11 protein-coding genes and 1 pseudogene are annotated in these 12,571 nt (G+C 69.3%); 7 read left to right on the top strand and 5 right to left on the bottom strand.

The features are described 5' to 3' along the window. Position 1: 1 nt before the first annotated feature. Both ACZ5LB_RS16565 and ACZ5LB_RS16560 read right to left on the bottom strand, forming a co-directional pair. Complete coding sequence (locus ACZ5LB_RS16565) at positions 2–202, bottom strand: hypothetical protein (RefSeq protein WP_464603308.1); 201 nt, start codon at positions 200–202, stop codon at positions 2–4. 262 nt (positions 203–464) lie between these two features. Then, complete coding sequence (locus ACZ5LB_RS16560) at positions 465–1,892, bottom strand: tetratricopeptide repeat protein (protein ID WP_464603307.1); 1,428 nt, start codon at positions 1,890–1,892, stop codon at positions 465–467. Between the two features lie 135 nt (positions 1,893–2,027). Here ACZ5LB_RS16560 and ACZ5LB_RS16555 point away from each other — a divergent pair, with 135 nt between their 5' ends. From ACZ5LB_RS16555 to ACZ5LB_RS16545, 3 genes are all read left to right on the top strand, one after another. Continuing rightward, complete coding sequence (locus ACZ5LB_RS16555) at positions 2,028–3,242, top strand: S1C family serine protease (protein ID WP_464603306.1); 1,215 nt, start codon at positions 2,028–2,030, stop codon at positions 3,240–3,242. Between the two features lie 163 nt (positions 3,243–3,405). After that, positions 3,406–3,918: a hemerythrin domain-containing protein gene (locus ACZ5LB_RS16550; RefSeq protein WP_464603305.1), complete on the top strand. Its 513-nt coding sequence runs from the start codon at positions 3,406–3,408 to the stop codon at positions 3,916–3,918. Between the two features lie 101 nt (positions 3,919–4,019). Further along, positions 4,020–4,901 carry a class I SAM-dependent methyltransferase gene (locus tag ACZ5LB_RS16545; RefSeq protein WP_464603304.1) on the top strand — a complete coding sequence of 294 codons (882 nt, stop codon included), beginning with the start codon at positions 4,020–4,022 and terminating at the stop codon, positions 4,899–4,901. On the opposite strand, the gene ACZ5LB_RS16540 is transcribed toward ACZ5LB_RS16545, so the two are convergent. Continuing rightward, the gene (locus tag ACZ5LB_RS16540; protein ID WP_464603303.1) at positions 4,864–5,349 is read right to left on the bottom strand and encodes a DUF7768 domain-containing protein; all 486 of its coding nucleotides are present in this window, start codon (positions 5,347–5,349) and stop codon (positions 4,864–4,866) included. The two genes, ACZ5LB_RS16545 and ACZ5LB_RS16540, sit on opposite strands and share 38 nt — an antisense overlap. A 70-nt stretch (positions 5,350–5,419) precedes the next feature. On the opposite strand from ACZ5LB_RS16540, the gene ACZ5LB_RS16535 reads away from it, so the two are divergent. Next, positions 5,420–5,791, top strand: coding sequence for a metallopeptidase family protein (locus ACZ5LB_RS16535; protein WP_464603302.1), 372 nt, complete (start codon positions 5,420–5,422; stop codon positions 5,789–5,791). Positions 5,792–5,941: 150 nt separating this feature from the next. After that, positions 5,942–7,342: pseudogene (locus tag ACZ5LB_RS16530) on the top strand (MFS transporter); the annotation flags it as partial. 494 nt (positions 7,343–7,836) lie between these two features. On the opposite strand, the gene cysK reads toward ACZ5LB_RS16530, so the two are convergent. Next, positions 7,837–8,766, bottom strand: a complete 930-nt coding sequence (gene cysK / locus ACZ5LB_RS16525) for a cysteine synthase A (protein ID WP_464603301.1) — start codon at positions 8,764–8,766, stop codon at positions 7,837–7,839. 131 nt (positions 8,767–8,897) lie between these two features. Between cysK and ACZ5LB_RS16520 the strand changes: the two genes are divergently transcribed. Beyond that, positions 8,898–9,332, top strand: coding sequence for an RrF2 family transcriptional regulator (locus ACZ5LB_RS16520; RefSeq protein WP_464603300.1), 435 nt, complete (start codon positions 8,898–8,900; stop codon positions 9,330–9,332). Between the two features lie 33 nt (positions 9,333–9,365). Then, positions 9,366–10,106, top strand: a complete 741-nt coding sequence (locus tag ACZ5LB_RS16515; protein ID WP_464603299.1) for an acyltransferase — start codon at positions 9,366–9,368, stop codon at positions 10,104–10,106. An 85-nt stretch (positions 10,107–10,191) separates the two neighbouring features. Here ACZ5LB_RS16515 and ACZ5LB_RS16510 read toward each other — a convergent pair whose 3' ends face one another. Beyond that, entirely contained in the window at positions 10,192–12,570 is a 2,379-nt protein-coding gene (locus ACZ5LB_RS16510; protein WP_464603298.1) for an ABC transporter permease, read from the bottom strand. Position 12,571 lies beyond the last annotated feature (1 nt).

The raw sequence follows: 12,571 nt of genomic DNA, 5'->3' as shown, positions 1-12,571 counted from the left end.
TCTAGATGAACATCGCCTCGGCCAGGTCGTCCTCGGACGAGCGGGCAGGGCTCCGGAACAGGTCACCCAGGGACCGGAATTTCCGGCGCACCTCGCGGCCGGTGCGGGGGGTGGTGAAGGCAACCGCCAGGGCGCCGAGGGCGGCGCCGCCCAGGAGGGTGAGCAGCAGCTTGTCGTAGGGGATGGAAGTGCGTGCGTTCATGGGCGCATCCTTTCCGGGGAAAAGGGAATCCAGCTTACGCCTGGGCGTCCCGGCGTTGAAGCCTCCGGTGGGGGCCGACTTTCTTATATGAACGGGGCCTCCGGGTGACCTTTCGCAAATACTCGGGCCCCAGGAAGATGAGGATCAGCAAGCTAAGAATCAGCACAACCCCTAACAGAGCATTCATACGCACACCTCCGGGCAGGCCGCGGCAACGGTGAAGTCAAGGTGCCGCGCGTGCGTCCCAGGTTCCTTGGCTTTTTCAAAACTGGAACCGGCGCCTGGGGTAGGCCGCTTCCATGAGGGCCAGGCGCTCCTTCAGGTGCTGGTGCAGGGCGGTCCAGCGCGGGGTGCCGCGGGCCTCGGCGAGGAAGGGGCTCTGGTCGTACCAGCGCAGGCACCCGAAACCCTGGGCGAAGGCGCGGTTCGCCACGTCCTGGGCTTCGCCCGGGCTGCCCAGGAACCCGAAGGCCTCGGCCAGCTTGAAGGTGAACTCGCCGTCGGGAATGCGGATGGGAATGCGCTCGGCCCAGAGCCTGCGCAGTTCCGCCAGGGCCTCGTCCCGCCTGCCGGCCAGCCCCAGGCCGTAGACCCCGGCCAGGTCCATGAAGGCTCGATTGCCGCCCGGCGTCGTTTCGGCCCGGTGGAAGTGACGGGCGGCTCCCGGGCGGTCCCCCCGCAGCAGCCGTGCGTAGCCGCGGTAGAAATCCCGGAGCGTGTCGGGGCCCTCGTCGGACCCTGGGCCCAGGACGGTCTCGAAGCGGTCCAGCTGACCCAGGTAGAGGTAGGTATTTTCGGTGATTTCGGCCTCGCCGCGGCTGGGGCCGGAAAGGGCGTCGCGCCGCGCCAGGGCCCGGGAAGCGCCCTCCAGGAGACCCGCGCTGCGGGCGGCGTAGGCCACGGCCTCATAGAGCCGCGGGACCCTGGGATTCCGGCGGACGGCGTCCAGCAGCAGGTCGAGGGCCGCGCGAGGGTTCCCGATCTCCGTGCGGAAACGCCCGAAGAGCGTGGAGGCCCGGGGGAAGTCGGGGGCCAGCGCGAGGGCCGCGAGGAAGTCCTGTTCGCAGCGGTCCTGCAGGAGGGCGGGAGCCCGGTTGTCGTCCAGGATATGGTTGTTGAGCAACCGCGCCCGGGCGAGCCAGACGTTGGCGCAGCCGGGCTCCCGTTCCAGGATGCGGGCGCACGTCTGCAGGTCGCCCTCGATGGATCCGATGGGGCGCGACGCGGTCATGCGTGCCAGGTCCCAGAAGAAGGCCGGATCGCGCGGCAGGAGGAGGCCCCGGGCGCGGTCCTCCAGCCCCAGCCACGCCAGGGCGGCCCCCACGACCTCCGAGGGGGTTTCGGCGGTGACATCGCCTGCCCTCCGAGCCCTTCCCGCTCGCTCCAGGGCCAGGTGCAGGGCGACCTTCCCGTCCCGCCGTTCCAGGGACACCGTGAGGGCGTTCCGGGGCCCGCCCGGCAACGCGGATTCGCCCTCCACCACCGCCAGCCCGGTGCGGTACTCCAGGCAGTCCTTGAACAGGACCCCGAAACCGCGGCGCTCCAGCGGCGTCAGCCCCGGGAAGGCCTCCGCGGGCCCCAGGCGAAGCTCCAGGGGGGCCATGGCGGAAGGCCGGCGGTTGCGGCGGTACTCCAGCACGCCCGCGAAGGCGGCCGCAAGGAGGGCGAGGATCAGGACGATGCGTCGCATGGGGTGAGGCTGTTCTCCAGGATGGCTGATTATCCGCCCCCCAGGACCTTCCCGCGCGACTTATTCGGCGGCGGGTAGGGGTGGGCGCGCTCCCCGGTTTGTCGCATCATGACTTAGGCGAAGAGGAGGATGGACATGGACCTGAGGCGAGTCGCGATGCGGGCGGTCCTGGCCCTTAGCCTGCCCCTGGCCGCCCAGGAACTGTACGAACGGCCCCACACCAAACTTACCCCCGCCGAGCAGGAGACGGTCGACTTCAACCGCCGGCTCGCCAAACCCCGCACCGTCACGGCCCGCCCCCCCCTCACCCCCGCCGAACGCGCCCGGGCCGACGCCTTCAAGCGGGCCCGCAACTCCGTGGTGTTCATCCGCTCCATCACCAGCGGCTACTTCGAGAACAACCAGGGCGACCAGTTCGCCATCCCCCCGGCTTCGGGCACCGGCTTCGTGTGGGACAACCTGGGCCACATCGTCACCAACCACCACGTCATCACCTTTGAGGACGTGGCCGTGGGCGCCCCCCGCAGCGAGGCGGACAACCTGCAGGTGACCCTCGCGGACGGGCGCATCTTCAAGGCCGTGGTCATCGGGCGCAACCTCGCCCAGGACATCGCGGTGCTCCACGTCTTCGCGCCCCTGGACGCCCTCAGGCCGCTGCCCATCGGTTCCTCCAAGGACCTCATCGTGGGCCAGGACGTCCTGGCCATTGGCAACCCCTTCGGCCTGGACCACACCCTCACCTCGGGAATCGTCTCGGCCCTGGGCCGGCCCATCACCACCAGCTTCGGCACGCACATCTCCGGCGCGGTGCAGACTGACGCGGCCATCAACCCCGGCAATTCGGGCGGACCGCTGCTGGACCGTGCCGGACGGCTCGTGGGCATGAACACCGCCATCACCTCCACCACCGGCGGCAGTTCGGGCGTGGGCTTCGCCATCCCGGTGGAGACGCTCAACCGGGTGGTGCCCCTGCTCATCGCCAAGGGTCAGACGTACCGGCCCGTCCTGGGCTTCGGCACCCTGCCCTCCCACTGGGCGCCGGACTGGGGCATCACCCAGGGCATCGCGGTGCGGGACGTGGACCCCGGCGGCATCGCCGACAAGGCAGGCCTCCGGGGCATCACCCTCAAGCCGGGTCTGGAAAAGGCCAACCGGGTGGAGGACTGCGTCCTGGGCGACCTCATCATCGGCGTCAACGGCGTGAAGATGGAAACCGATATCGATCTCATGGACTTCCTGGAAATGATCCCCCCCGACCAGACCCTGGAGTTCGAGGTGCTGCGCGAAGGCAAATCCATGAAGATCCTCATGAAGCCTGGCGAGGCCACCGCTGCCGACCAGAAGACCTGATCAGAAAAAACCGCACGGCCGGTTCTGATTCAAATGAAATATTTGCTATTATTACGTAAATTTTATACGAGAAAGATGAACGAATTTCCAAGGGGTCCTTTATGATTGGGGAACCCCCGGAGCGCCATGCGACCGGGCGGATCGACCAGCCCCCGGAGGCCGTGTGCAGCTCGATGAGAAGCAGGAACGCGAGGCGTGGAAGGTGATGCCGGTGCCGGACCTCGTGCGGCACCTGGTGGCGGTCTGCCACCTGGAGTGCCGCACGGACATGGCGGACCTGGAGACCCTGGCCGAGCTGGCCGCCCTGGAGGAGGGTGACAGCAACCCCGCGCTGGTGGAGATCCGGGACCTGATCACCCGCTTCTGCGACGCCATGCGCGTCCACCTCCTCCAGGAGGAGCGCAGCCTCTTCCCCCACATCCTGGCCCTGGAGGCGGGACGCGCCCCCGAGAGCGGCAAGGCGCACCTGGATACCGTCAAGGCCCTCCTGGAGGGCGAGCACGAGGCCGAGGCGGGCCTGCTCCGCAGCATCCGGGGCCTCGCGGCGGCCCTTGCCGCCACGTCCCATCCCGGCGGGCCCCAGAACCGGCTCCACGCCTCGGTCAAGCACCTCTCGGGCCGGCTCCAGAAGCACTTCTATCTGGAAAACCAGGTGCTCTTCCCCAGGACGCGCTAGATGAACCAACCCCTGGACGGGAGGCTCCGGGAGTGCCATGCTTGGGCACTCCGGGTAGGGCCCGGTTTTATTTACTAACTCTTTATTTTATAGAGAATTATATGAACACGACATCGCCCCTGGCCCGGCCTACGGCCTTGGCCGGCGCCCATCCCGACCCCGAAACCCCCGTGCCCTACGCCTTCGAGCGGGTGCAGCGGGACAGCGACGGCGGGGAAGTGGCCCGCCTGGAGGCCCAGAACCTCCTGTTCGAGAAGGCCCGCCCCCTGGACCAGCTGCCGCCCACGCCCCGGGACGGGGCCATCCTGGACCTGGGTTCAGGCACCGGGTTCTGGACGGCGAGGCTGGCCGCCCGGGTTCCCGAGGGGACCCTCACCTGCCTGGATCGCTCCGAGGAACTCCTGGCCCTGGCCCGCACGCGCCTGGACGCGCCCGGGGGCCCCCGGGCCGCCTTCCTGCACCAGGACCTGCGGGCGCTGGACCTGCCGGAGCGGGCCTACGACCTGGTGTTCACCTCCATGACCCTCACCCACGTGCGGGAACTGGGGGAAGTGCTCGCCCGCCTCATCCGGGCCCTGAAGCCGGGCGGATGGATCGCCTGCTTCGAGCCCGTGCAGCAGGCCCGGCGGTTCAGCGACCTCCATCCGCCCTGCCCGAACCTGGAGTTCCTCATGGACCGCCTCCTGGACGTGGTGGAGGGGCGGGGCTCCGATCTTTCCGTGGGCCTGAAGATCGCCCACCACCTGGAGCGCCTGGGACTTCAGGACACCGAACTGCGCGACTACGGCTCGGCCATGCACGGGGAGGACGCCCGGGTTTGCATCCGCGAGGTCTTCCTGCCCCTGGCGTGGGCCTACCTGCGCCACCGGTGGGAACCGGGCCTCCTGGAGCGCCGCATGGAGGCCGCAGCCCGGGAAGTCCCCGCACCGCACCTGTGGCTGGACTTCAGGCGGGCCGTGGTGCTGGGGAGGCGCCCGGCGTGAACGGGATCGCCAACTCCCGGCTGGCCCGCGCCCGACCCGGGGCCGGGGTCTCCGGCAGGATGAGCACCGGGAGCCCGGCCCTTTCCGCGGCGGCCTTCTCCCGGGCCATGCCGGCGGTGAGCTCGGCGCCGCAGAGGATCAGCGCATCGCATCGCCGGAGCAGCGCCTCGCAGGCTTCCAGCACCCGGCTCCGCACGCCCAAGCCGCCGGGACCGGATTCGTCCACGAAGGCGAAGTTGGCGTGGGGGACCACCAGGACGGCCGATGGCAGCAGGTCCTGCACCAGCCGCGCCCGGGCCAGCATGCGCACCTGGTTCGCCCGGATGGCCTCGGGCGACCCGTCGCCGCGCAGGGGGCCGGCCAGGTATAGCACCCAGGCGCCCTGGCCGAAACGGGCCTGCAGCTCGCGCCAGGGGTCGCGCAGGGGGAAAGCGGGGATCGGGGGCATGGGGTCTCCTCGGACCCAGGATGGCGCGCACCGCGCGACAGTTCGTGTCCATCCGGCTTACACTGGGCCCATGCAGATGACCCGCCGCCGGTTCGAACATGTCGTTGTCCGCGCCCTCGCGCTCATCCCCGAGGCCTTCCAGCCCTACCTCGAAGGGCTGCAGGTGGTGGTGGAGGATGAACCTTCCCTGGAACTCCTGGACGCCATGGGCATTCCGGAGGATGAGACCCTCCTGGGACTTTTCAGCGGACCCGCCCTGGATGAAGAGATCCCGGGGTCCGGAGAACTCCCTGCCCGGATCACCGTCTACCGTCTCCCCCACCTGGAGGAAGCGGATAACGTCCTTGATTTGGAACGGGAAGTGGCCCGGACGGTCCTTCACGAGGTGGCCCACCGGTTCGGCATCGGCGAGGACCGGCTGCGGGATCTGGGCCTGGACTAGAACTTTCTAAAATATTTCCTTTGCATTGCCGACATCCGGACTTATTCTCAGCGGCGCCATCAAGTTCTTATAGCCTTTCCCTCCCTCCCTTCCCTCCATCCCAATCCCGGGCTGGAGGGATTTGACGTTCACTACCCTGAGGAGTCGCGCATGAGTGAACAGGCCGCCGCCCATCTGGACGCTCCGGAGGTATTCACGGACAAGGCCACCCTGCGAAGGGTGATCACGGCCTCGTCCCTGGGCACCCTTTTCGAGTGGTACGATTTCTACCTTTACGGAAGCCTCGCCGTGTTCTTCGGGAGCAAGTTCTTCCCGGCCCAGAACGAGACGGCGCAGCTGCTGGCCAGCCTCGCGACCTTCGGCGCGGGCTTCGGCGTGCGGCCCCTGGGCGCCCTGGTCTTCGGCCACATCGGCGACCTCATCGGGCGCAAGTACACATTCCTGGTGACCATGGCCACCATGGGCCTCTCCACGGCCCTGGTGGGCCTCCTGCCCACCTACGACCACATCGGCATCTGGGCCACCATCATCCTCGTGTTCCTGCGCCTCCTGCAGGGGCTGGCCCTGGGCGGCGAGTACGGCGGCGCGGCCACCTACGTCGCCGAGCACGTCCCCGACGAGCGCCGCGGCTACTACACCAGCTACATCCAGACCACCGCCACCCTGGGATTTTTCGCCAGCATGGCCATCATCGGCCTCACCCGGTGGGCCCTGGGCGAAGAGGGCTTCAAGACCGGCGCCGGCCACCTCATCGCGGGCTGGCGCATCCCCTTCCTCATCTCCTTCGTGCTGCTGGCCATCAGCCTCTACATCCGGGTGAAGATGCAGGAAAGCCCCCTGTTCACCAAGCTCAAGAAGGCCGGCTCCATCTCCAAGAACCCCCTTAAGGAGAGCTTCACGAACCCCGTGAACCTGCGCTACGTGCTCCTGGCCCTGTTCGGCGCCACCGCGGGCCAGGGCGTGGTGTGGTACACCGGGCAGTTCTACGCCCTCACCTTCCTCCAGGCCGTGCTCAAGGTGCACTGGCTCCCCGCCTACCTCATCATCTCGGTGGCGCTGCTCTTCGGGGCGCCGCTGTTCCTGTTCTTCGGCCACCTGTCGGACCGGGTGGGCCGCAAGAAGGTGATGCTCTGGGGCTGCCTGCTGGCCGCCCTTACCTACGTGCCCATCTACATGGCCATGCGCCACTTCGTGCCGGCGCTTCTTCCGGGCCAGAAGGTCGTGGAACTCGCCGCGCTGCCTGTGTTCAACCTGGTCATGCTCATGGTCCTGGTGTTCCTCCAGATCGTCTACGTGACCATGGTCTACGGTCCCATCGCCGCCTTCCTGGTGGAGCTGTTCCCCACCAACGTGCGCTACACGTCCATGTCCCTGCCCTACCACCTGGGCAACGGCTGGTTCGGCGGGTTCCTGCCCCTGATCGCCACGGCGCTCACCGCCTCGGGCATGGCGAAGGAAGCCTTCGGGAGCGGCGCCATCTACGCGGGCCTCATCTATCCCATCGGCATCGCCCTGCTGACCCTGGTGGTGGGGGCTCTGTTCATCAAGGAGACCCGGGGCCACAAGATCGACACCGCCATCCGGGTGGACGCCACCGTCCAGGAGCTCTTCGACTGGGTGGCCGTGCTCGCCGCCATGGCCATCGGGTTCATCCTGCTCCTGCAGTGGAACAGCGACTTCCTGGTGGACATCGCCGCCCACAAGGGCATCTTCCAGTCCCTGTGGAACAACCTGTGGTATCCCCTCATCGGCGCCATGGCGCTGTGGGCCCTGCCGGTGCTGTTCTTCCGGCTCGAGTTCAATCGGCTGCCCGCCCTGGGCATGGTCCTGGCCTGCCAGGCGCTCACGGCCCTCTTCTCCTACCGCCTCTACCTGGCCTTCACCAGCATGGGCGGCATGTGGAAGTTCTTCGCGTTCACCTTCGTGCTGGGCATCTACACGGCCGTCCTGGCGGGAGGCTACGCCTTCGGCAAGGGGCGGCCGAGAATGGCCTCCTGACCGGCGCGATGGTACACAAGAAGGGGCCGCGTTCGCGGCCCCTTTTTTTACGCCTCGGAGAAGAGTGGGTGGGTGAGGTAGCGCTCGCCGGTATCGCACACCACGGCGACCACGGTCTTGCCCGCTCCCAGTTCCTTCGCCACCTTCAGGGCGGTGAAGACGATGGCGCCGGTGCTGATGCCCGTGAAGATCCCTTCCTCGCGGGTGAGGCGGCGGGCGATGGTGATGGCGTCCTCGTAGCCCACGTCCTCCACCCGCTGGAAGGCGTCCCGGTTGAGGATCTTCGGCACGAAGTTGGCGCCCAGGCCCTGGAGCTTGTGGGGGCCGGCCTTGCCCTGGGTGAGGAGGGGGGAATCCACGGGCTCCACCGCCACCACGAGGGTGCCGGGCTTGCGCTTGGCCAGGATCTCGCCCACGCCGGTGATGGTGCCGCCGGTGCCGATGCCGGCCACGAAGGCGTCCAGCTCGGGCACCTGTTCCAGGATCTCCTCGGCGGTGGTGCGGCGGTGGACGTCGGGATTGGCGGGGTTGTCGAACTGGCGCACCACCCAGTACTTGGGATCGGCCGCGGCCAGTTCCTCGGCCTTGTCCACGGCGCCCTTCATGCCCAGGGGGCCCGGGGTCAGGATCAGGGTGGCCCCGTAGGCCTTGAGGATGGCCCGGCGCTCCAGGGTCATGGTCTCGGGCATGATCAGGGTGATGGGGTAGCCCTTGGCGGCGGCCACGAAGGCCAGGCCCACGCCCGTGTTGCCGCTGGTGGCTTCCAGCAGCTCCATGCCGGGCTTGAGGGTGCCGGTGCGCTCGGCATCCTCGATCATGCTGAGGGCGATGCGGTCCTTGACGCTGCCGCCGGGGTTGGCGCTCTCGAGCTTGAGGTAGATGGTGGCGCTGCCCTTTTCCGCGATGCGGTTCAGGCGGACCACGGGGGTGTTGCCGATGAGCTGGTAGGCGTAATCCACACGGTTGGGACGGGGCATGGGGCTCTCCTTTCGGGGTTGGGGGACCTGCGGAGTCCAAGGATGAAAGGTTCGAAATTAATTGTCAAGTTTTTCCATGGACAATAGGAAGAATACCCGGCTCCCCCTATACTGGAGCCTGGAGGCAAGCGATGAAGGTTTCCACCAAAGGTCGGTACGGGCTGCGGATCATGGTCGAACTGGCCGTGCAGCACGGGTCGGGCCCGGTCCAGGTGACCACCATCGCCCAGAACCAGGAGCTCCCGGGCAAATACATCCACGTGCTGGTGGGGGGCCTGAAGGCCGCGGGCCTGGTGACGGCCGTCCGCGGCCCCAATGGCGGGCTGGAGCTGGCGCGGGACCCCCGGACCATCACCCCCCTGGACGTGGTGGAGGCCCTGGAGGGACGCATCAGCGCCGCGGACTGCACCCAGGATCCCGCCCTCTGCCGCCGGGCGGCGGACTGCGTGACCCGCGACGTGTGGTGCGAGCTGGCCGCGGCCATGGAGGACGCCCTGCGCCGGCATACCCTGGCCGACCTGGCCGACCGCGTCAGAGCGGGCGGCGGTGCCGCCTACGTGATCTGACCGGCTAGGATGGAGACAACCCCCGGAGTCCCCATGGCAGAGCAGGTCTGGAAGCGCAGGATCCTGACCCCCCTGCAGGTGCTGCTCTCCCTGGCGCTGTTCGCCGAGGCGGCCCTTGTCCTCGGCCTGGCGGCCTTCCCCGCCATCAAGCTGGTGGTGTGGGCCCAGGGCCTGCCCCTTTCCGGCAACCTCCACGTGCTGGCCCTGGGCATCGCCCTGGGGGCGGCCTATTTCGTCTTCGGCATCACCCTCATGGTCCTGCTGCCCATCGCGCGGTGGGTCACCTTCGCCCAGGGCACCCCCGTGGGCACGTTCACCTACGTGTCCTGGGAGGGCTGGCGGTGGGCCAGCTACAACGCCCTCACCCTCTTCCTGCGCTTCTCCTTCGTGAACTGGGTCCGCCTCACCCCCTTCCTCCCCGCCTACCACCGCCTCATGGGCATGCGCATCGGCGCCCGGGTGCAGATCAACACCGCCGTGGTGTCCGACCAGAACCTCATCACCATCGGGGACGACACCGTCATCGGCGGCGACGTCACCCTGGTGGCCCACGTGGCCGAGCGGGGCCGCCTCCACGCCGCCCCCGTGGTCATCGGGCGCAACGTCACCGTGGGCCTCATGGCCGTGATCTTCCCCGGCTGCGTCATCGGCGATGGGGCCGTCCTGGCCGCGGGCTCGGTGCTGTCCAAGGGGAGCCGGGTGGGCGCCGGCGAGATCTGGAGCGGGGTGCCGGCGCGCAGGGTGGGAAGGCGGCACGGGGCCAGGCACTCATAGGCTGCGCTGGCCGGGCCTTCCCACGGGGTCGTCCTGCTCCGCCGTGCCGGTGACGAAGGTGGAAAAGGTGGCGAACCGGTTCCTGTCACTCCTGCCGCAGGGCCTCGGCCGGGTCCACCCGGGCGGCGCGCACGGCGGGCAGGGCGCAGGCCAGGAGCGCGGTGGGCACGAGGATGGCCAGGACGCCGATGTGGATGGCCGGGCCCGCCCCGGCCAGGCCGAAGAGCAGCGGCCCCAGGATCCTACCGGCCTGCCACCCGAACACGGTCCCCAGGCCGAGGCCCAACCCCACCGTCACGCCGGCGCCCGCCAGGATGCCCCCCACCACCTGGAGGCGGGTGGCGCCCAGGGACAGGCGGATGCCGATCTCGCGCCGCCGCTGGAGGGTAGTCTGGGCCAGGACCCCGTAGAGGCCCACGCCCGAGAGCAGCAGCGCCAGGAGCCCGAACACGGTGAACAGGATGCCCGCCATGGTGCGCACGGCCATGCTCTCCTTGAGCGCCTCGCGCAGGGGGCGGGGTTCGGGCAGCGCCAGGCCGGGATCCAGGGACCGGAGGACGGCCTTCACCTGGGCGCCGTACCGGGCGGGGTCGCCTTGCACATTCAGCGCCACCACGGGCCCTCCGAAGAGTTCGTGGAATTCGGCCGGCACGTAGATCTGGGGAGCCTCGGGCTGGTCGAGGCGATTCTCCGCGGTGTCTCCCACCACCCCGGCCACCCGCACCGGGGCGAGGCCGTCGGAGTACAGGGGCCTTCCCACGGCGTCCTGGCCCGGCCAGAGCTTTTCCGCCAGGCGCCTGCTGATCATGCAGGTTCCGGGGTCCGCCGGGGGAAAGGTTCCGCCCGCCAGAAGGGGGATTCCCATGGCCTTGAAATAACCGGAGGTCACGACATGGACGCGCACGTAGACTTCCGACCCCTGGGCCCGCCCGGGATCCGCGGTGACGCTGCCTCCATTGGTGGCCTTGACGAAGGGGAGGGTGTCGTTGACGCCGGCGCCCGCGACGCCCGGCAGGGCCGTCAGCGCGGGTTCCAGGCGCGCCAGGAACGCGCGCTGCGCCTTCAGGTCGTACCGCGCGGGCGGAAGGGGGACGTTCACCGTCAGCACGGGCCCGGCCTCGAAGCCGGGATGCACGCGCTGGAGGTTCACTAGGCTGTGGATCAGGAGGCCGGCCCCGGTGAGCAGCACCACCGACAGGGCCACCTCCGCCACCACCAGGCCCTTGAGCACGCGCCAGTGGCCGCGGGAGTGGCTGGCGCCGTACCCGGCCTTGAGCACCTCCACCAGGCGCGGGCCGCGGGCCATGAACCAGGACAGGAAGGCCAGGGCCAGGCCCGTGGCCAGGATCAGGACCAGGGCCGCCGCCAGCAGCGCGGGGTACACCGAGGGCGCCGGCATGGGGAGGAGGTCCTCCAACAGCCAGCGGAGCCCGCCCTGGATGAAGTAGCTCAGCACGATCCCCGCCGTGCCGCCCACGGCGGCGATCATCAGGCTCTCGACGAGGAAGAGCCGCCCCATGCGCCCCCGCCCCGCGCCCAGGGCCTGGCGGATGGCCAGGTCCCGCCCCCGGGACACGTCCCGCACCAGTTGGAGTCCGGCGACGTCGAAACAGGTGATGAGCAGCACCAGGGCCACCGCGCCCTGGAGGAGCAACAGCACGCGCCGGTAGTTGCTCACCGTCTCCTCCAGCAGGCTCGAGGCGCGCAGGTCGAACCGCGGGTTCTGCCGACGGGCATCCATGCCCGCGGCGAGGGTGCGCACCTGGGCCTGGGCCTGGGCGAGGGGAACGCCCGGGTTCAGCCGGCCGATGGCCAGGAAGGTGCCCATGCCGGGACTCCGCTTCCCGAACGGCGCCGCCTCCGGCACGAACACCTGGGAGTCGGAGATCCGGCGGTGGAACCGGAAGTCCGCGGGCAGCACCCCCACCACCTGCACGGCCTGACCGTCCAGATCCAGGGTGCGGCCCAGCACCCCGGGGTCACCGCCGAACCGCGCCATCCAGAAATCGTGCCGCAGCACCCCCACCGTGGCCGGCAGCACCTCCTCGTCGGGACGGAAGGCGACCCGCCCCAGGGCGGCCCGGACGCCCAGCACCTCGAAGAAGCCCGCCGTGACCATCCCAACGTCCACGCGCAGCGGCTCGGCCAGTCCCGTCAGGGTGCGCGTCCGCGCGGTGCAGGCCGCCAAGCCCTTGAACCCCCTGGCGTTGGCCTGGACCTCCAGGAAGTCGGGCATGGTCATGGGCCCGGTCTCCCCGGTCTGGGCGTCCGCGGGATCCACCTCCACCAGCCGGCCGCTGTCCGGGAAGGGCAGCGGCCTGAGGATGAGGCGGTCCACGTGGGAGATCACCGCCAGGTTCGCGCCGAGGCCCAGGGCCAGGCAGAGGGTCGCGGCGGCCAGGAAGCCCGGAGCGCGGAGAAGGCTCCGGAACGCCTGGCGGATGTCGATGAGAAGACCTGTCATG

It is taken from the genome of Mesoterricola sp. MK458 (assembly GCF_055384935.1).
Note: the sequence above shows the minus strand (reverse complement) of the source record. Positions and strands in the feature narration are given on the sequence as shown.